Source organism: Kribbella sp. C-35, assembly GCF_046549195.1.
Taxonomy (GTDB): domain Bacteria; phylum Actinomycetota; class Actinomycetes; order Propionibacteriales; family Kribbellaceae; genus Kribbella.
In genome coordinates this window covers 2,325,479-2,344,281 of the sequence record NZ_JAJPWG010000001.1, presented here as the reverse complement: position 1 = coordinate 2,344,281, position 18,803 = coordinate 2,325,479, and the positions used below count along the sequence as shown (strand labels likewise).

The window sequence follows — 18,803 nt, the reverse complement described above, 5'->3', positions numbered from 1 at the left end:
CAATGATCATCACCAGTGAGTTCCCGCCTGTCGAGGTGCTCGACGTACCGATCCACGACGCCGTGCTCGGCAGAGCCCAGGAGTACGGCGACCGGCCGGCGATGGTCGACGGTGTCACCGGTAAAGAGCTGAGTTACGCCCAGCTGGACCACCTGACCCGGCGGGTCGCGGCCGGTCTGGCCGAGCTCGGCATCCGGCACGGCGACGTGATCGCGTTGTACAGCCCGAACACGATCCTGTACCCGGTGGTGTTCTACGGCGCCACCCGGGCCGGCGCGACCGTGACCACGGTGAACGCGCTCTACACCGCGGACGAGCTGCACAAGCAGTTGATCGACTCGAAGGCGAAGTTGCTGGTGACGATTTCGCTGTTCCTGCCGGTCGCGACCGCGGCGATCGAAGGCACCGACGTCGAGCAGATCTTCGTCTGCGACCAGGCCGAGGGGTACCGCTCGGTGCAGGAGCTGTTCGCGTCCACAGGGCCGGAGCCGGTGGTGACGATCGACCCGGCGGTGGACGTCGCGGTACTTCCGTACTCGAGCGGGACGACCGGCGCGGCCAAGGGCGTGATGCTGACGCACCGGAACATCGCGACGAACATCTCCCAGGCGGAGGTGATGATCACGCTCGCCGAGGAGGAGCGGATCATCGCGATCCTGCCGTTCTTCCACATCTACGGGCTGTCGGTGTTGATGAATCTGCCGCTGCGACTCGGCGCCACGGTCGTCGTACTGCCGAAGTTCGACCTGCAGCAGTTCCTCACCACGCTGGACGAGCAGCGGATCACGCGGGCGTTCGTCGCGCCGCCGATCGTCCTGGCGTTGGCGAAGCATCCGGCCGTGGACGGCGTCGACCTGTCTGCTTTGAAGCACGTCACGTCCGCGGCGGCGCCGTTGGACGGTGAGCTGGCCGAGGCGTGCGCCAAGCGGCTCGGGTTGCACGCCGTACTGCAGGCCTACGGGATGACGGAGTTGTCGCCGGGCACGCACGCCGTACCGCAGGACGACCCGGAGCCGCCGCCGGGCGCGGTCGGGAAGCTGTTCCCGTCGACCGAGATGCGGCTGGTCGGGGCCGACGGCAACGATGCGGACGAGGGCGAGATCTGGATCCGCGGGCCGCAGGTGATGAAGGGGTACCTCGGACGGCAGGCGGAGACCGACGCGACCATCGACCGCGAGGGCTGGCTGCACACCGGCGACATCGGGCGGGTCGACGCGCGCGGCTACCTGTACGTCGTGGACCGGGTGAAGGAGCTCATCAAGTACCACGGGTACCAGGTGCCCCCCGCGGAACTGGAGGCCGTGCTGCTCACCGACGACCGGATCGCGGACGCGGCCGTCATCGGGGTCGATGCGGACGGCAACGAAGTACCGAAGGCGTTCGTGGTGCCGATGCCGGGAGTCTCGCTGACGGCGGACGAGGTCATGGAGTACGTCGCTGCGCGGGTGGCGCCGTACAAGAAGATCCGGCAGGTGGAGTTCATCGACGCCGTACCGAAGGCCGCGTCCGGGAAGATCCTGCGGCGGGAACTGCGAGCTCGCGAGGCTGCGCGTGAGTGAAGTTCTGAAGGCACCCCAGCAGGACCGGTCGCGGGCGACGCGGCAGCGATTGCTGGAGGCCTCGGTCGAGTCGCTGGCCGAGGTCGGGTACGCCGCGACGACGGTGTCGGTCGTCGCGGCGCGGGCCGGGGTGTCGCGGGGCGCTGCGCAGCATCACTTCCCGACGCGGGCGGACCTGTTCGCGGCGGCGGTCGAGTACATGACCGAGGTGCGGTTGGCGGAGATCCGCGCGCAGGCCGCTGCGTTGCCGAGCGGGGCGGGGCGTACTGAGGCGATCGTGGGGATGTTGGCGGACGTGTACACCGGTCCGCTGTTCCGCGCCGCGCTGCACCTGTGGGTGGCGGCGTCGACAGAGGAGGCGCTGCGGCAGCAGATCGTTCGGCTGGAGTCACATGTGGGGCGGCAGGCGCACCGGGCACTGCTGGAGGTGCTGGACATCAGTGAGCGGACTCCTGGTGTGCGGGAGACCGTGCAGGGGGTGCTGGACATGGCGCGAGGTCTCGGGCTGGCTGACCTGCTGACCGATGACAGTGCGCGGCGGCGCGGCATCGTGCGCCAGTGGAGCCGAATCCTCGATCAGGCCCTGCGTGAGCCGGGCGTGTGACCGAAGGCGCGCCGAAACGTGTCGATGAACGCACTGGTCGACGCCCAGCCGCAGGCGTGCGCTACCTGAGTCACAGCAGCCCCCTCCGCCAGCAACCTCAACGCCTCATGCAACCTGAGCTGAGTCCGCCACTGCGGAAACGTCATGCCGAGCTCGACCTTGCACAGCCGACTCAACGTCCGCTCACTCGCCCCGACCGCTGGTTCCGGTCGTGCCAGTGCGGCTCGATGCCGCCACCGGCGTGGATCGGCCGGTGGCCGGCTCACCTGGCTGATCCCGGTCGCGATGACCACCGCCGGGCTCGGCATCGCCCTCACCGGCGTTGGGCAGACCTACTGGCTCATGTGGTTGGCGGCCGCGCTGTCCGGGCTCGGCGTCGCGGCGTACCACCCGGAGGCCGCACGCATGGCCCGCGTCGTCAGCGGTGGCAGCCACGTCGGCATGAGCTGGTTCTCGGTCGGCGGGAACGTCGGGTTCGCGCTCGCACCGGTTCTCGTCACACCGATCATCGCCGCAGGCGGATTGTCGCTGACGCCACTGCTCGTCGTACCCGCCCTGTTCGGCGCCGCGATCACCACGTGGGCAGTCCGCTCGCGTGGCGCCGTCGCAGTCACCCGCGGGCGCAGTGAAGGGACGGACGACTGGCCGTCGTTCCTGCGGTTGTCGCTGATCATGATCTGCCGATCGATCGTGTTCGTCGGCCTCGGTACCTTCATCGCGCTGTACGCCGGTCAGCGCGTCGGCGGCGGCACAACGACCGGCGGCGTCGCACTGTTCATCCTCTTCGCCGCGGGCGCACTCGGCACGCTCCTCGGCGGCCGCCTCGCCACTCGCTACGGACGGATTCGCACGCTCAGGACGTCGTACGCCGTCGCCGTACCCGCGATCGCCTGCCTGGTATTCGTACCCGGCCCTGCGTTCTTCCTCTTCCTCGCCGCGACCGCGATCGTGATGTCGATCCCCTTCTCGCTGCACGTGACGCTCGGCCAGGACTTCCTCCCCGGCCGCGTCGGCACCGCGGGCGGCATGACCCTCGGCCTCGCCGTCAGCATCGGCGGCGTCGCCACCCCGCTCCTCGGCACCATCGCGGAGCACACCTCACTGCGCCTCGCCCTCAGCACCCTGATCGCACTGGTCCTGTGCAGCACCCTGATCGGCTACGCCCTGAACGAACCGGCCTGAACTGAGGCTGAGTGCGATTCGTTGCGGGTACCGGGAGATACAGCGGAAGCGCCGCGGGATGCGGCTGCAGTAGCTGACAGCACACCGTCGGTACAGGCGGTCTTGTCAGGGAGTGACCATGATGCGTCAGCGAGGCGCGGTCCACAGGGACCCCAAGGTCATCGAGGTCGGACTGGACGAGTTGTTGCAGGCCGGCTACAAGCGTGCGGAGCGCGATCCCGACCCTGACAGCGATGAGGACGATGCTGATCAGCGCGTCGTTGACGAGTGGCGAGCGGACGACGCGGGCGTGTCGTTCGGCGTCGCCTTCTTCGGCTGGTTGGTTGCCGGCGGCATCGTCGTACTGCTGCTGGCGTCGGTCGGTGCTGTCGGCACCCAGATCGGCTGGAACAGGCTTGCCGGCTGGGAGTGGGCCTATGTCACCGCTTGGATCGTCATCGTCGTGTTGCTGGGAATCGGTGCGTTCTCGGGCGGCTACGCCGGCGGACGGATGGTGCCGGCGCATGGTGGACGGCAAGGATTGGACGTGTGGCTGCTCAGTTGGGGCGCCACCGCCCTGATCGTCGGTCTGGGGTACGTCGCCAGCCGCGAATACGACCTCGTCGCGAGGATCGACTGGACGTCCCTGCCGATCGCCGAGACCGATCGTACGCCTGCAGCCCTGGTCGGACTCGTCGCGATTCTGCTCGTCACGCTGGTGAGCGCGGTGGTGGGCGGTGCCGCCGGCAGCCGCTGTTCCGCGCGGTTGAATCGGATCAACCAGGATCACCAAGCTATGCCCTGAACGAACCGGCTTGAGTGCGCGCCGCGCGTTCTGTGATGCGGCGGTCGACCTTCGCTGCGAGCTCGTCCGGTGAGCACTCGGCCAGGTGGTCGCGGACGAGGAGGTGGATGAACGAGTACTGCGCACGTCCGGTGCGGGCCAGTACGTGGCGGTCTGCGGCGTACTGCAAGAAGGCTCGGCGGTGCCACGGCAGGTACCCGGTCCAGCGGAGTAGCGAGTCGTGCAGCAGCCTCGAGAGTGGTCCTGCCAGGACAGGTGGACGACGACGCCAGGCCTTCGCTGCGACCGTGCCCACCACGATGCCGGCGACCGCCTCCAGTTGCGGCGACGCCAGGTCGGCTCCAAGGACCAGTGCGACCAGGAACGCGGCAACAGCTCCACCAGCGACCCAGGGGTCCATCCGCCACCCCTTGTCGGCTGTGGTGGGGAGGTGGTCGGTCGGCAGCGACTTCACCATCCGGATCGCCTGAGCAACCAGCAGCCCGATCGCCACCCCACAGGCGAAGGCAGTGGCGTCGCCGAGGCTCAGGGTGATCCAGCTCGCGACGACGACCACAGCCAGCCGTACGCCGAGCAGCAGCCGCCGCCGGTTGTCGTGGAACACGATCAGCTCGAGACCATAGGCACCTGCGATCACAGCGGCCTCGACAACCAGTGCGGGCTTGGCGGTGAGCAGTTCGACCAGTCCCAGTGCTGCAACAGTCACCGCGACAGTCATCGCCGTACCTGCGAACAGGATGAGGGTGAAGAGCGGTACGCGGTCCGGTCCGCTCCCTTCACGCTTCTGCCAGGGGTGCGGCAGGAGGTGGACGAGCAACAGCGCGGCACCCGCCACGGCGAGTCCGGCGAGTACGCCGTACTGCGCGAGCATCACCAGCGTCACGCCGGCGGTCAGTGCAGCGAACAGTGCAGGCAGGCACACCGCGTGTGTCAGATAGTCCACCTCAGGCAGCGACAGCCCGTACCACCCGTCAGGCACCATCCACCGCGGTACGGCGGTCCGGTCACCGGCACGACGTCGAGTCCACCAGGCCAGACACCACAGACGCCGTACGGCGGTCTTCGCGTCGTACTGTCGCGCGGTCTGGCGGTTTCGGGCGAGGACCTCGCAGATGTAGGTGTCGAAGAGCTCCCGGCGTAGGTCCGCGACGCCGCGGGCAACCACCTCCTCCGGCGCTCGCCCTTGGTACGCCAGGACCATCACGTTGAGCATCAGCGGCGAGTTGACCAGCTCCCAGAGCGCGTCGTCCTGCTCGATCGCAGCGCGCGCACCGTCGAGGGCTGGTCCGACAGTGGTGAAGTAGTCGAGGACCTGTTCTCTCGTGAGCGGTCTGATGTGTACGGCGCCGAACAGCTGCAGCTTGTTGGGGAGGCGTTCGTAGTCGTTGGTTCGGCACGTGACTGCGAGCTGGCCGATCCGGTAGTTGCGGCGGAGCTCCTCGAGGACCGGTGCGAGCTTGGCACGGCTCGGCTCGGCGATCTCGTCCAGTCCGTCGAGCAGCAGGGTCAGCTCGCCGTTGCTCAGCCAGGTGCGGCCGACAGCGGGTGGGATGCCGTAGCGGTCGTTCAGCTCGTACAGCAGCCAGCGGACGAAACCCGCGACCAGTGGGCTGTCGCTAGGGTCGTCGTCGTTTTGGTGCGACGACTGCGCGGTCCAGCCGGCTAGGTCGACCAGGACAGGGATGGGCTGGTCCTTGGTGGCATGTGCTTGCTTGGCGAGGTTCCGGGCGAGGTCGAGCAGCAGGGTGGTCTTGCCGGCACCAGGTGCGCCGAGGATCAGCATCGAGTCCTGGAGCTCGTCGAAGACACCTGCGATGTCCGCCTCGTTCGGGACGCGCCGCGGTGCGCTGTCGAGCGGCTGGACGACGAGGTCGTACGGGCGGACCACTACGCCGGGATGCTCGTCCAGAGCCAGCGCGACGCGGGTGCGCTCGGCGAGTGAGCCGGCGCGACGCTCGGAGAAGTAGCGGTCGATGCGGGCGAGTGCGTTGGGGCGGTTGCGCGGCTGGTCGGCGCCGCGGTTGGAGATGGTCGGCAGGCGACGGTCGCGGAGCTCGAACAGTGCGGTCAGGACCGCGACGACCCAGAGCACCCCGATCGCCGGCCAGACCCAGCCGACGTACGGCTCGAGGAAGGCCGGTGCGGTGCCGCCGGTGCCGACGTTGATCGCGATCGGCAGCAGCACCAGTGCGAGCGAGACAGTCACCACGAGCACGACGCCACGCAGCAGTGCCCGCATCCTCACCCCTCGGAGCGTAACCGCCTGTGAGCCCACCGTCCCCGCCGGGCGCGTCGCACCTCCTCTCTTGCACTCGACCGTCCTGCCTCGTCGTACCCAGGGGACGTCCAGTGGGCGGGCTGCGGGTGGGGGAATAGTTGTCGGTTCACATACATTGGTTGGTGATATGACTACGGAGCGGATCGACCGGACGGGTGTGGGGCTTCGGTCGGAGCGAGGCCCGATCCTGCTCGCGGTGATGCTGAGCGTGGGGCTGGTCGCGATCGACGCGACGATCCTCGCGACCGCCGTACCGTCCGTGGTCGCCGACCTCGGCGGATTCACCCAGTTCCCGTGGCTGTTCTCGATCTACCTGCTCGCGCAGGCCGTGTCGGTGCCGATCTACGGCAAGCTCGCGGACCAGCGCGGGCGGAAGCCGATCATGCTGCTCGGCGTCGGGCTGTTCCTGCTCGGATCGGTGCTGTGCGGGTTCGCCTGGAGCATGCCGGCGCTGATCGCGTTCCGGCTGATCCAGGGGCTCGGCGCGGGCGCGATCCAGCCGATCGGGATGACGATCGTCGGCGACATCTACACGGTCGCGGAGCGGGCCAAGGTGCAGGGCTACATCGCCAGCGTCTGGGGGATCTCGTCGTTCGTCGGCCCGACGCTCGGCGGCGTGTTCTCGGACTTCATCTCCTGGCGGTGGATCTTCTTCGTGAACATCCCGCTCGGGATGGCCGCCGCGTGGGTCCTGGTCCGCCGGTTCGAGGAGAAGGTGGCGGAGAAGACCAGCCACCGGATCGACTACGGCGGCGCGATCCTGCTCGCGGTCGGCGGTTCGCTGCTGCTGCTCGGGTTGCTCGAGGGCGGCGTGATGTGGGCCTGGGACTCGCCGACGAGCATCGTGATCCTGGCAGCTGCCGTCGTACTGCTGATCGCGTTCGTGCTGGTCGAGCGGCGCGCGGCCGAGCCGATCCTGCCGTTGTGGGTGCTCGGCCAGCGGGTGCTGAACTCGGCGAACTCGGCCGCGTTGCTGATCGGTTTGCTGATGATCGGACTGTCGACGTACGTGCCGCTGTTCGCCCAGAGCGTCCTCGGTACGTCGGCCCTCGTCGCCGGGTTCACGCTCGCCGCGATGACCCTCGGCTGGCCGATCGCGGCGTCGCTCGCCGGTCGGATCTACCTGCGCGTGGGCTTCCGTACGACGATGTCGATGGGCGCAGTGATCGTCGTAATCGGAGCCGGTGTGCTGCTCACCGTGAACGCCACGAGCGCCGTACTGCACCTCGCCGCGGCCTGCTTCATCATCGGGATCGGGCTCGGGTTCTCCGCATCACCGTCGGTCGTGGCGGCGCAGTCGTCCGTTGAATGGCAGACGCGCGGTGTGGTGACCGGGGCCAACATGTTCGCTCGGTCGGTCGGCAGTGCGGTCGGAGTCGCGGTCTTCGGCGCAGTAGCGAACGGCGTCGTCGCCGCCCGCCTGGGAGACGACCACGCGGACCTGGAGAAGGTACCCGCCGGAATCCTGGCCCCCGCCATCCACGACGTCTACTACGGCGCCGCCGCCGCCGCTCTGCTCCTCGTAGTAGCCGTCCTCTTCATGCCCAACCGAATCACCGAACACCCGGTCCGCTAGCTCAGTAGGTTGGGGCTATGCGTGCGGTCGACTGTGTTGGTGCCTTGATCCAGGACGCGGAACATCGCGTCTATCTGCAGCGGCGGACGGCGGAGCGGCGGTTGTTGCCGGGGATCTGGGACATCGTCGGGGGGCATCTGGAGGCGGGGGAGACGCCTGAGGAGGCACTGGTCCGGGAGGTCGAGGAGGAGACCGGCTGGAAGGTACGCGACATCGTCCGGACTGTCGCGGATTGGGAATGGGAGTGGGAGGGCCGGGTACGGCGGGAGGTCGACTACCTCGTCACCGTCGACGGGGACCTGACCCGTCCGCGCCTCGAGGACGGTAAGCACGATGCGTCAGCGTGGGCCGGACCGGGCGACCTGGATCTGCTGATGGTGAACCGGACCGACGGGGACCGGCGGCTGCGGGACCTGGTGGCTCATGTGGTCCGGACGCGGTTCACGGATCGCCTCTGGCTGGAGCCGATCAGCGGACCGAACGGCGTCCTCCCCGGACATGCACCGGACCTGCAGCGCGTCTTCGCGGACCCATGGGTGGCCCGCTGGTACGACGGAACGCTGTCACCGGACCAGGCGGCCGAGCGGGTCGCGGAGCATCAAGCAGGCTGGGAACGCGACGGCGCCGGGAAGTGGATCGCCTACGAGCGCTCGACCGGCGAACTGGCCGGGCGGGGCGGCCTGTCCCGGATTCCTGCTGGTACGCCAACGGCCGAGGCCATCGCCGCGCTGGTAGGACCCGAGTGGACAGGCCTCGAACTCGGCTGGGCCCTCGTCGAGTCCGCCCGCGGCCGCGGCCTCGCCACCGAACTCGGCCGCGCCGGCCTGGATTACGCCTTCACCACCCTCAACGCCACCTCAGTCATCGCCTTCACCGAACAGGTCAACACCGCTTCCCAGGCTGTGATGAAGCGCCTCGGCATGCAGTACGCCGGAGAAATCCACGCGGAAGGCTGGGCCGCCGGCGAACCCGCCGTACAGCCAGACGCCCCGTTCGCCGTCTACACGACCGGACCTGGAGCGGACATCTAGCGGTCCAGGGCGGTTACGAAGCGGGTCAGGAGGGTGGCGAATGTTGTGCGTTCGTCGGCTGTCCAGTCGGCCATGGCGGCGGTGAAGTGGGCTTGGCGGTGGGTGTGGACGGTGTCGAGTCGGGCTTGGCCTGCGGGGGTGAGGACAAGGTTGGTACGGCGGCCGTCGGCCTGGTCGGCTTCTCGGCGGACCAGGCCTGCGGTGACTGCGGCGGCGACGAGTTTGCTGGCGCGGGGCTGATCCACGCCTAGGGCGGTGGCGATGCCGTTGACGCCGAGGGGATCGGGTTCGGCTGCCTCGACGGCGTCCAGGACCTCTTGGACCGGGTCAGGTCCGCCGGACTGGACAGCGAAGGTACGGCGGGTTTGCCGGCGGCGGATCGCGATCATCGCGGCCTCGACCTCGGCGACCGGGTCGGTCTTGTCCATGCCTGGCTCCAACTATATGCTCATTGACATGTATATGTCGGATGACAACAAGCCTATCGGGTGGTGGCTGAAAGAGGTCGACCGCCTGCTCGAGGAGTCGTTCGAGCGGGTCCTCGCCGACGACGGGCTCACCCGGCGCCAGTGGCAGGCGCTGAACGCTGCGGCCGGCCACAGCGCAGGACACACGATCGCCGAGGCGCTGTCGCCGTTCCTGTCCCGTGCGGAAGAGCTGGCCGGGGTGACCGGGCCGCTGATCGAGCGCGGCTGGCTGACGGGCGAGACGCTCACGCCTGACGGTGAGCGGGCGCTGCAGGCGCTGAGCACGAAGGTTCAGGCGCAGCGGCGGCGGGTCACGGCCGGCGTCTCGGACTCGGAGTACCTGACGACGGTCGGCGTACTCCGCCGGATGGCCGCCAACCTGGCGTGAAAAGGCTCCGAGTGTGACCGCCCAGGCGCGGCGCTCACACTCGGAGCCGGCCACCTCAAGGGGGAGGTTCCCGGTGAGGTGTCGGGAGCCTCCGGTGTCCTACCGCCCAGGACACTCGGCCCTGCCTGGCCCGAGGTGTCGGCCAGGAGGTGGGTTGGAACGGCTGGGCGGCGGCGATACAGGGAACTCAGCCGCCAAGCCCAGCCGGGTCGGGAGGGCGGTGCGGTCCGGAGCTGAGGAGTGCTCCGGACCGCACCTTGGGTTTCGTCCGGGACTGAGGAGTGCCACGGACCTTCCAAGCGCCGACCCTGAACGTGAGGAGACTCCAGGGTCAGCAGACCGGGTCTGAGGAGGACCCGGAATTCTGCGGTCTTTCAGTCGGTCGGGTCGAGCGGGCCGAGCAGGTCGTTGGTGACCTTGAGACCGGCGAAACGGCGCCGCATCGCCTGTTCGTAGCGGGCCGCGAGCGGCGCCTCCGCGACGTACTGCGCGATCACGTGCTCGCCGAACCAGACCCGGACTCTGCGCCGATGCTGTCTCGACGTCATTTCCGCGATGGTCACAACCTCTCACCCCGTAACTCTCAGGCCTTGCAACCAGTTGGACTTACTGGTTGTCATGGCAGTAATGGTGCACGAGCCCAACGTGACCGCTCTAGGACCTGGACCGGACCTTTGCCGGACCTCTTCCGGTCCTCTCGCGGACATCTGGGGGACAGCACCTTGTCGTGGGGCACAAGTCGAGACAACGTCTGACTGACGTGAACGGGAGGAACGATGGCGAGTAGGTATGCGCCAAAGACGGTCCTGGCGCACCTGATCCAGCGCCGGAACCAGACCTACTCCGAGATCGTCGCCGAGTTCGTCGAGCTGGGTGGAACCATCACCGAGCGGCACCTGCGTCGCCTCGCATCGGGCGAGCGCGCAGGGACCACTCCTCAGACCCGGCGCACCCTGCAACGTCTGTTCGGCAAGCCGGTCGAGGAACTCCTCGCGCCGTACGTGCCCGAGCAGGCCGCCCAGGTGGTGCCGGCACCTGCCGCGAGTGGACGGATCACGACAGGTAATGAGATGGAGGTTCTCGACATGGCTGCCAGCCGCGCGAGGGCGTTTGCCCTCGCGGCCCAGTCCGGTCTCGGAAGCGAGGCCATGGAACAGGTGTACGACGACGTACGCCACGCCGCCCAGGCGTACCCGCAGCGCCCACTGCCGGAGATCCTCGGCCAACTGGTCGAGACCCAGGACCTGGTGTTCGGCCTGCTGGAGAGCCGCCAGCGCCCGGACCACCACCGCCAGCTGTACTTCCTGGCCGGTGTCACCGGCGGTCTGCTCGCCAAGGCCTCCCACGACCTCGGCAACCCGCACGCCGCGCTGACCCAGGCGCGGACCGCGTTCATGTGCGCCGACAACGCCGACCACCACGGCCTGCGCGCCTGGGTGCGCGGCTTGCAGTCCCTGGTCTCCTACTGGGCCGGCAACCCGCACGACTCGGTGCGGTACGCGCAGCTGGGCGCCGGGTACGCGGAGCAGGCCAACAGCACCACCAGCGTCTGGCTCCCGGTCAGCGAAGCTCGCGCCTGGGCCGCGCTCGGCAACCCGGAGGCCACCCGGGCCGCCTTGGAGCGCGCCGAAGAGGCGTGGAACTCGGTTCACAACGACGACCTGGACGACATGGGCGGCCTGTGCACCTTCGGTCGCAACCGCCAGCTGTACTACGCCGCCGACGCGCTCGCTCAGCTGCCCGGTGAGGTCGAGCAGGCCCAGCGGTACTCGAGCCAGGCCGTCGACGCGTACACCGACCAGAACCACCCGGAGTGGGCCTTCGGCGACGCCGCCGGCAGCCACGCCGCGATGGCGATCACCCGGATCGCGAGCGGTGAGCTGGACGGCGCGGCGGACGCGCTGGCCCCGGTGCTGACGCTGCCGACCGAGCGCCGGATCAACGGCGTGGTGCACTCGGCCCGCCGGGTCCACCAGGCGCTGCGGCAGTCCGGTCGCGCCGACGACGCCCGGGAGCTCCAGGAGGAAATCGAGACGTTCACCCGGACGCCGATGCAGACCTACCCCCGGTAGCCTGCGCGGATGGAGGCGCTCAGCGGACGGCTGACTGTACTGCGGGAATTCCGGACAACCGACCTCGACGACTACCTGGCCATCGCCGGTGACGACCGGGTCACCACCTGGATGGCGTTCGACAGCTACGACCGCGCCAAGGCCGAGCAGAGCCTGGCCGCCCTCGTGGCGCGGTCCGAGCAGGAGGACCGTCCCGACTACATGCTCGCCGTGACCCGGCCGGACGACGATCGCGTGATCGGGTTCGGCCGGATCGCGCCGAGCGGGCCGTGGGCGGCCAAGCTCGGCTACGCGATCGGCGCGGACCACTGGGGTCGCGGATACGCGACGGACGCCGCCCGCGTGCTGCTGGGGTTCGCCTTCGGCACCCTGAGCAGGCACCGGGTCACGGCCGCGATCGGCCCCGAGAACGAGGCGTCCATCGCGGTCGTCAAGCGCCTCGGCTTCACATACGAGGGCCACCTCCGCGACCACGTCTTCACCAACGGCGCCTGGCGCGACTCCCTGCTCTACTCCCTCCTCGAAGCCGAACATTCACCCAGGAGTCACTCGGAGCCTTGACCTGGTTTGTCAGGACCAGCAAGGTTGCGCTTCATGGTGAGGCAACAGGTGCCGGAGTGGGCGGACCCGAAGATTCCGGATCGGGAGCTGGATCCGCAGGGGGTGTCGCGGCGGACCCTGATGCGCGGGGCTGGGCTACTCGGGGCAGGGTTCGCGGCGGCCGCTGTGACGACACAGGAGGCGGCTGCGAGTACGGCGTACTCGGACAGCGATCCTGAGCTCGTCTATCTGGTCGGGGACCATCACGTCCACAGCAGGTACAGCCACGACGCGAAGTACAACTTCAGCCAGCTCGCGCAGCGCGGTGCGCAGTACGGGCTGGACTGGATGGCGTTCACCGAGCACAGCAACTTCGGGCACGCCGACAAGGGCGCGGCAGCCGAGAACGCCGAGGTCCTGAAGGCTCGGGCCGAGAACCCGCGGATGCTGATCTTCCAAGGGCTCGAGTGGTACATACCCGCCGCCGAGCACGGCACCGTCCTCGTTGCCCCCGGCGCCAACAACGTCTCGTTGCTCCAGCAATTCGAGCGCGAGTACGACGGCAAGCTGACGAGCCGTTCCGCGGACACACCGGACAACGAACTGCACGCGGTCAAGGCACTGCAGTGGCTGGCCTCGCAGAAGCAGGCGCGGTACGTCGACGACGTACTGGTGCTGGCCAACCACCCGATGCGCCTCGGCATCGACGCGCCGCACGAGCTGCGCGCCTGGCGGGACAGCGGTGTCTGTATCGGGATGGAAGGCGCACCTGGTTCGCAGGGCGACGCGGACCCGGCCTGGGTCGCGTACCGCGGGTCGACGCGTGCGCAGCGCGGTGAGTACGTCAACGCACCAGGCACCGGCAGCTACGCCGGCTACCCGGCTGACGCGTACCGGACGTACGGCGGCTTCGACTGGGCGACCGCGACCGTCGGCGGGCTGTGGGACAGCATGCTCGCCGAGGGCCGGCTGTTCTCGATCACCTCCAACAGCGACAACCACCGGACCATTTGGGACACCTGGAAGGACGGGGAGTTCCCGGCGGGGCAGAACTTCGACAGCCTCGGGTGGAAGCCGTCGCCGACGGACTCCGGCGTACCGCAGCCGGGCAGTGACTTCTGGCCCGGTCAGTTCAGCAGGACGCACGTCGGCGTCACCAAGTACGGCTACCTCGAGGTGATGGCCGCTCTGCGGGCTGGACGCGTCTGGGTGGACCACGGGCAGCTTGTGGATGGCATCGAGGTACGACTGGCACCTGTGGGTTCACGGCAGCGTGGTGCGACGTTGGGCGGGCGGCTGCGCGTACACAGGTCGCAGCGGCTCGAGCTGCGCGTCACTGTGACCAGTGCGTCCCGGCCGAACTACCACGGTGTGCTGCCGAAGCTGGCGCATGTGGATGTCATCCGCGGTGTGGTGACCGGTCCGGTCACGGCTAAAGACACCTGGAAAGCGCCAGACACCAGAGTGGTCGAGCAGGTGGATGTCCGGAACCGCAAGGGCACCTATGAGCTCCGCATCCCGCTGGGGCGTGCGGAGCGGTCGCACTACCTACGGGTGCGTGGCAGCGACGGTCGGCGGAACGGGCCTGGGTACCTGGGGAGCGCGATCGACCCGACGGGCCCGATTCAGCACCCGGACAACGACGGTGACCCCTGGCTCGATACCTGGCTCTACACCAACCCGATTTTCGTCGACGTGGTCTAGTGGTGGTGTGGTAGGCAGCCAACTGAACCCGCTGCGGGATGGTCTGGCGCGGATGATTCTGACGAAGGTCGCCGGACCGGACCCGTATGCCGAGCGCGGCCGGGTGCACGACACCCCGGGTCCGCGGTGGTTCGCCCCGGAGCGCCCGATCCGGCGGGTGCATGGGGACGCGTCGATGTTCGCCGGGGGACTGCGTGCGTTGCTGCTGCAGTCGCTGCACCCGCTGGCGATGGCTGCCGTGGCGGCGCACTCCGGGTACCGGGGCGATCCGTGGGGGCGTCTGCGGCGTACCAGCTACTTCCTGGCGATCACGACGTACGGCGCGATCCCGGACGCCGAGGAGGCGATCGCACACGTCAGGTCCGTGCACGAGCGTGTCCGCGGGACCAGTCCGGACGGGGTGAAGTACCGGGCGTCGGACCCGCATCTGCTCAAGTGGGTGCACGTGGCCGAGGTGGACAGCTTCCTCGCGGCACACCAGCGGTACGGCGCGCATCCGCTCACCGCGGCGGAACAGGACGAGTACGTCGAGGATGCGGCGCTCGTGGCCGGCAAACTCGGGGTGGTCGACCCGCCGACCACGGTGGCCGAGCTGCACCAGCTGCTGAAGCAGTACCAGCCGGAGCTACGCGGTACGACGGAAGCTCGCCAGGCCGCCCGCTTCATGCTGGTGCACCCGCCCGTGCCGTGGGCCGTGCGACCCGCGTACGGCGTACTGACGGCGGCTGCGGTCGGACTGCTGCCGTGGTGGACCAGACTGCCGCTGCGGCTCCCGTACCTCCCGCTGGCCGAGCAGACCGTCGTACGGGCGGCGGGCGACGGACTCACCCGAACCATCCGCTGGGCCCTCGCCTCACCAACACTCGCCTCACCCACACAGAAAGAAACCGGCGCGGAGGCATGACACGCCGGTAAGTTGTCCTCGTGCCGCTGCGTCCTCATCGTCCACTCCCGCTGGCCACTCCGGCGGGAGTCGAGGTGCTGACCAAGATCCTGACCCAAGGGCCGATCCCGCGGGTGGAGATCGCGCGCCGGACCGGGCTGTCGCAGGCGGCCGTGACGAAGGCAGTCGCGCCGCTGATCGAGACCGGGTTCGTCACCGACCAGGCCGCCCCGGCGGAGGGCGACGGCCAGCTCGGGATCGGGCGGCCGGTGAGCCCGCTGACCGTCGTACCGAGCAGCGTCTCGGTGATCGGCGTCAAGGTCACGCCGACGAGCCTGATCGGTGTCACGACCGACTTCACCGCGGGCATCCTCAACGTGCGGCACGAGGACCTGGACAGCACCGACCCCGAGGCGGTGATCGAGCAGCTCGCCGGGCACGTGAAGGCGCTGATCGCGTCTCTCAAGTCCGGTACGGCGGTGGCCGGTCCGCTCGCCGGGATCGGGATCGCGGTGTCGGGCGATGTCGACGCAGCGCACGGCGTGGTGCGGGACTCGCCGCTGATGGGCTGGCGCAGCGTCCCGGTCGCGGAGCTGCTCGGCAAACGGGTCCGCGTGCCGATCGTGGTGTCGAACGACGTCCGCGCGCTGACCGTGGCCGAGCACTGGTTCGGGGCCGGCGTGAACGCGGACTCGTTCGCCGTCGTGACGATCGGCTCCGGCATCGGGTGCGGGCTCTACATCAACGGCGAGGTGGTGTCCGGCGCGTACGGCGTCTCGGGCGAACTCGGTCACCTGCCACTCGCGCCGGGCGACCTGGTGTGTACCTGCGGCCGGCGCGGTTGCGTGGAGACCGTGGCGTCGTCGGACGCGATCCTGACGCGCACGCGCGAAACCACCGGGCGGGCGGACCTGGATCTGGCCGGTGCGATCAAGTTGGCGCACGAGGGCAACGAGCAGGCGCGCGAGGCGTTCGACCGGGCCGGTGAGGTGATCGGCGCCGCCCTGGCCGCGATGGTGAACCTGGTCGGGCCGGAGCTGGTGATGATCGCCGGCGAGGGCGTCGCGGAGTACGACCTGTACGAGGAGCGGATGCGGCGCGCGTTCGCCGAGCACGCGTTCGGAGCGGCCGGGGACTGCCGGCTGATGCTCCGTTCCCACACCTTCGACGACTGGGCCCGCGGGGCGGCCGCCACGGTCATCCGCTCGTACGTCCGCGGCGAGCCACCCCTTGCCCGAGGAAGCAGCTAGCAGCAGCTAACTGCGGGCTGCGGCGAGGATCTTGCGCCAGACCTTCTTGTAGGACTCGAGGCCGTCGGCCGCGAGTGGTCCGGTCGGTCCGGCGGTGATGGAGACCCGCTCGGGGATGGTGCCCCAGACCGGGATGTTCTCCTGCGCGTACTGCTGCATGGCTTCCTGGTACGACCGCGTGTAGGTCCGCGCCGAGCAGATCACCAGGCCGACCGGGATGTGGTCGGGAACCAGCTCCAGCACCGCCTTGACCCGAGGAGTCTCGACCCCGCCGACCCGCGTCGGCAGGATCACGATCCGGGCCCGTTCGAGCGCCTTGTTGAGCATCCGCTCGTGGGACGGGGGCATGTCGACGATGCCGATACCCTCCGGCGGGACCTTGTCCACCGCCTTGCTCAGCAGGCGCTCGGTCGGCGCCTCCGCGATCTCGATCCGGTTCAGGTGTTCGTCCTCGGACTCCGCGATCCAGTCCGCGGCGCTACCCTGCGGATCGGCGTCGATCAGAGTGGCTGTGCGACGGTTGGAAGATGCCAGCGCGGCCAAGTACACCGACGTGGTTGTCTTACCGACCCCGCCCTTCAGTGCAGCTGTCACGATGATCATGAGAGAGAACTTACCCGGTTTTGTCCGAAATCCGGCGTGTCATCGGCGTTGCCCGCCCACATCGTGATAGTTGCCGCTGGCCCGTGTGTACAAGCTCAAGCCGACTTCAGCCGTGAATCCTTTTGTCCGCCCGGTGCCTCTTACTCCCGAAATCGCACCCCGATGAAGGAGCACCTCATGACCTGGATCATCGTCGCCGCGGCCGTCGCGGTCCTGCTGCTCGGCACCTGCAGCGTTGTCGTGCTGCGCCGGAGGGCCCGTGGCTGACCTCGACGAACAGCTGATCCGCGCCGCCCAGCACGGCGACGTCGACGCGCTCACGGCGCTCGTCGCGGACTCGCATCCGACCGTACGGCGGTTCGCCCGGACGCTGTGCGCGACGCCGGAGGACGCCGAGGACGCGGCACAGGAGGCGCTGATCATCCTGTACCGCAAGATCGGCATGCTCCGCGCGACCAGCGCTCTCACGTCGTGGATGTTCCGCATCATCCGCAACGAGTGCCTCCGCCGAGCACGCGCCGTACTCCGGGACCAGCAACTGGCACCGGAGACAGCACCGTCCGCGGAGGACGAGGCACTGCGCCAACTGGAGGCGCAGGCAGTTGCCGCGGCCATCGCACAACTGCCTGCCGACCAGCGCAGCGTCCTGATCCTCCGCGACGTCCAGGGCTACAGCGGCCCGATGGTCGCCAAGGCCCTTGGCCTCACGGTCCCCGCCATGAAGTCCCGTCTGCACCGCGCCCGCAGCACCGTGCGCGAATCCCTGGGAGCCTCCACATGACTTTCGCCAGCACCTCACTACCCCGGCACCTGGTTCGCGGCGTCATCGGCTTCGGCAGCCTGATCGCCGCCTTCGCCCTGCTGCCGTCAGTAGGCCCAGCCAGCCTCCTGCTCCTTCCCGTGACCCTCCTGGCCTTCCGCGGCTGCCCGACCTGCTGGGTGATCGGCCTGATCGAAACGATCTCCCGCGGCAGACTCCAGCGCGACTGCGTGGACGGTCAGTGCACGTTGGCTAGTCGCCCTTCTTGACCAGCTCGACCAGGGCGCTCAGGCCGTCCGCCCCGTACCCAGCGGCGTCTGCGCGGGCGAACAGTGCGGCCACCGCGCTGGGCACGGTCACGTCGAGGCCTGCCTCGGTGAACGCCTGGACGACGTGCTCGGCTCCGACGGCCTGCATGTGGAGGTTGTTGTCGCCGCCAGGGTGCTGACCGGAGTCGAGTTCGGTGGTCATGATGCGGAGGAAGCCCATCGGCCCGTCCTCGGCCAGGTCGGTCAGCATCGTCGCGACGTACGGGCGTAGTTGTTCGGCATTGCCGACCAGGCTCGCCGAGTAGAAGTAGCTGATCAACGTGGCCCAGAAGATGTTCAGCATGGCCTGGTAGTAGAGCATCGCCTGCCCGGGGTCGGTGCCGACGTGGTCGACCCGGCCCAGCACCTCCAGCGTCGCCTGGTGCGCGGCGACCGCTTCCTCGGACCCGGCGTAGAACACGTACGAACCGGGCTGCCCGATACCCGGCGGCGGCACCATGATGCCGCCGGTCACCAGCGTCCCGCCGCGCTCGGTCACCCATTCGGTCGCCTGTCGCAACCGCTCCGGACTGTCCGAGCTGAGGTTGAACAGGACCCGTCCCCGCAGGTCCGCGTCGGCCAGCGACTCGAACATCGCGGGATAGTCGACCTGACTGATCACCACAACCTTGCTCGCGGCCACCGCCTCGGCCGCGGTCGCCGCCGGTACCGCTCCCAGACCGTCGGCCTTGCCGGGCGTCCGGTTCCAGACGGTGGTCGGATGGCCGGCCGCGACGAACGTCCTGGCCATCGTGGACCCCATCGAACCAAGCCCGATCACTGTCACTGCTTCACGTGAACTCATGCACCCGAT

Annotated in this window: 20 protein-coding genes; 14 read left to right on the top strand and 6 right to left on the bottom strand. The window is 68.9% G+C overall.

Features of this window, described 5'->3' with window-relative positions; all coding sequences use genetic code 11:
- Positions 1 to 2 precede the first annotated feature (2 nt).
- Positions 3 to 1,559 carry an AMP-binding protein gene (locus ACLJOO_RS11910; RefSeq protein ID WP_410786943.1) on the top strand — a complete coding sequence of 519 codons (1,557 nt, stop codon included), beginning with the start codon at positions 3 to 5 and terminating at the stop codon, positions 1,557 to 1,559.
- Entirely contained in the window at positions 1,552 to 2,163 is a 612-nt protein-coding gene (locus ACLJOO_RS11905) for a TetR/AcrR family transcriptional regulator (protein ID WP_202871027.1), read from the top strand. The genes ACLJOO_RS11910 and ACLJOO_RS11905 overlap by 8 nt, the downstream gene beginning before the upstream one ends.
- Here the strand turns inward: ACLJOO_RS11905 and ACLJOO_RS11900 are convergent.
- Positions 2,136 to 2,309, bottom strand: a complete 174-nt coding sequence (locus ACLJOO_RS11900; protein ID WP_410786942.1) for a helix-turn-helix domain-containing protein — start codon at positions 2,307 to 2,309, stop codon at positions 2,136 to 2,138. The two genes, ACLJOO_RS11905 and ACLJOO_RS11900, sit on opposite strands and share 28 nt — an antisense overlap.
- On the opposite strand from ACLJOO_RS11900, the gene ACLJOO_RS11895 reads away from it, so the two are divergent.
- Positions 2,308 to 3,345, top strand: a complete 1,038-nt coding sequence (locus tag ACLJOO_RS11895; protein ID WP_410786941.1) for an MFS transporter — start codon at positions 2,308 to 2,310, stop codon at positions 3,343 to 3,345. The genes ACLJOO_RS11900 and ACLJOO_RS11895 overlap by 2 nt on opposite strands.
- Before the next feature lie 118 nt (positions 3,346 to 3,463).
- On the top strand, positions 3,464 to 4,129 hold the full coding sequence (locus tag ACLJOO_RS11890; protein WP_410786940.1) for a hypothetical protein: 666 nt from the start codon (positions 3,464 to 3,466) through the stop codon (positions 4,127 to 4,129).
- On the opposite strand, the gene ACLJOO_RS11885 is transcribed toward ACLJOO_RS11890, so the two are convergent.
- Positions 4,119 to 6,368, bottom strand: a complete 2,250-nt coding sequence (locus tag ACLJOO_RS11885) for an NACHT domain-containing protein (RefSeq protein WP_410787152.1) — start codon at positions 6,366 to 6,368, stop codon at positions 4,119 to 4,121. The genes ACLJOO_RS11890 and ACLJOO_RS11885 overlap by 11 nt on opposite strands.
- Positions 6,369 to 6,534: 166 nt before the next feature.
- Here ACLJOO_RS11885 and ACLJOO_RS11880 point away from each other — a divergent pair, with 166 nt between their 5' ends.
- Together ACLJOO_RS11880 and ACLJOO_RS11875 are read left to right on the top strand one after the other, a co-directional pair.
- Positions 6,535 to 7,983, top strand: a complete 1,449-nt coding sequence (locus ACLJOO_RS11880) for an MDR family MFS transporter (RefSeq protein WP_410786939.1) — start codon at positions 6,535 to 6,537, stop codon at positions 7,981 to 7,983.
- Positions 7,984 to 8,000: 17 nt separating this feature from the next.
- Positions 8,001 to 9,014, top strand: coding sequence for a GNAT family N-acetyltransferase (locus ACLJOO_RS11875; RefSeq protein ID WP_410786938.1), 1,014 nt, complete (start codon positions 8,001 to 8,003; stop codon positions 9,012 to 9,014).
- On the opposite strand, the gene ACLJOO_RS11870 is transcribed toward ACLJOO_RS11875, so the two are convergent.
- Positions 9,011 to 9,442 (bottom strand): MarR family winged helix-turn-helix transcriptional regulator, encoded by a 432-nt coding sequence (locus ACLJOO_RS11870; protein WP_410786937.1) that lies wholly within the window; start codon positions 9,440 to 9,442, stop codon positions 9,011 to 9,013. The genes ACLJOO_RS11875 and ACLJOO_RS11870 overlap by 4 nt on opposite strands.
- 28 nt (positions 9,443 to 9,470) lie before the next feature.
- On the opposite strand from ACLJOO_RS11870, the gene ACLJOO_RS11865 reads away from it, so the two are divergent.
- Positions 9,471 to 9,869 carry a hypothetical protein gene (locus ACLJOO_RS11865; RefSeq protein WP_410786936.1) on the top strand — a complete coding sequence of 133 codons (399 nt, stop codon included), beginning with the start codon at positions 9,471 to 9,473 and terminating at the stop codon, positions 9,867 to 9,869.
- A 374-nt stretch (positions 9,870 to 10,243) separates the two neighbouring features.
- Here ACLJOO_RS11865 and ACLJOO_RS11860 read toward each other — a convergent pair whose 3' ends face one another.
- Positions 10,244 to 10,417 carry a hypothetical protein gene (locus ACLJOO_RS11860; protein ID WP_165546409.1) on the bottom strand — a complete coding sequence of 58 codons (174 nt, stop codon included), beginning with the start codon at positions 10,415 to 10,417 and terminating at the stop codon, positions 10,244 to 10,246.
- Between the two features lie 228 nt (positions 10,418 to 10,645).
- Between ACLJOO_RS11860 and ACLJOO_RS11855 the strand changes: the two genes are divergently transcribed.
- From ACLJOO_RS11855 to ACLJOO_RS11835, 5 genes are read left to right on the top strand one after another with little or no spacing between them, the layout of a single operon-like run.
- Positions 10,646 to 11,941 (top strand): XRE family transcriptional regulator, encoded by a 1,296-nt coding sequence (locus ACLJOO_RS11855; RefSeq protein ID WP_130386590.1) that lies wholly within the window; start codon positions 10,646 to 10,648, stop codon positions 11,939 to 11,941.
- 9 nt (positions 11,942 to 11,950) lie between these two features.
- Positions 11,951 to 12,502, top strand: coding sequence for a GNAT family N-acetyltransferase (locus ACLJOO_RS11850; RefSeq protein ID WP_410786935.1), 552 nt, complete (start codon positions 11,951 to 11,953; stop codon positions 12,500 to 12,502).
- 33 nt (positions 12,503 to 12,535) lie between these two features.
- The gene (locus ACLJOO_RS11845; protein ID WP_410786934.1) at positions 12,536 to 14,185 is read left to right on the top strand and encodes a PHP domain-containing protein; all 1,650 of its coding nucleotides are present in this window, start codon (positions 12,536 to 12,538) and stop codon (positions 14,183 to 14,185) included.
- Between the two features lie 52 nt (positions 14,186 to 14,237).
- A complete protein-coding gene (locus ACLJOO_RS11840) occupies positions 14,238 to 15,089 on the top strand; it encodes an oxygenase MpaB family protein (protein WP_410786933.1) in 852 nt (283 codons plus the stop codon).
- Between the two features lie 20 nt (positions 15,090 to 15,109).
- Positions 15,110 to 16,318, top strand: a complete 1,209-nt coding sequence (locus ACLJOO_RS11835) for an ROK family protein (protein WP_410786932.1) — start codon at positions 15,110 to 15,112, stop codon at positions 16,316 to 16,318.
- 6 nt (positions 16,319 to 16,324) lie between these two features.
- Here ACLJOO_RS11835 and ACLJOO_RS11830 read toward each other — a convergent pair whose 3' ends face one another.
- Complete coding sequence (locus tag ACLJOO_RS11830) at positions 16,325 to 16,921, bottom strand: ParA family protein (protein ID WP_410786931.1); 597 nt, start codon at positions 16,919 to 16,921, stop codon at positions 16,325 to 16,327.
- Positions 16,922 to 17,180: 259 nt separating this feature from the next.
- On the opposite strand from ACLJOO_RS11830, the gene ACLJOO_RS11825 reads away from it, so the two are divergent.
- Together ACLJOO_RS11825 and ACLJOO_RS11820 are read left to right on the top strand one after the other, a co-directional pair.
- Positions 17,181 to 17,702: an RNA polymerase sigma factor gene (locus tag ACLJOO_RS11825; protein ID WP_410786930.1), complete on the top strand. Its 522-nt coding sequence runs from the start codon at positions 17,181 to 17,183 to the stop codon at positions 17,700 to 17,702.
- Positions 17,699 to 17,950: a hypothetical protein gene (locus tag ACLJOO_RS11820; RefSeq protein WP_410786929.1), complete on the top strand. Its 252-nt coding sequence runs from the start codon at positions 17,699 to 17,701 to the stop codon at positions 17,948 to 17,950. The genes ACLJOO_RS11825 and ACLJOO_RS11820 overlap by 4 nt, the downstream gene beginning before the upstream one ends.
- On the opposite strand, the gene ACLJOO_RS11815 is transcribed toward ACLJOO_RS11820, so the two are convergent.
- Positions 17,934 to 18,794 carry an NAD(P)-dependent oxidoreductase gene (locus ACLJOO_RS11815; protein WP_410786928.1) on the bottom strand — a complete coding sequence of 287 codons (861 nt, stop codon included), beginning with the start codon at positions 18,792 to 18,794 and terminating at the stop codon, positions 17,934 to 17,936. The two genes, ACLJOO_RS11820 and ACLJOO_RS11815, sit on opposite strands and share 17 nt — an antisense overlap.
- Between the last annotated feature and the right edge of the window lie 9 nt (positions 18,795 to 18,803).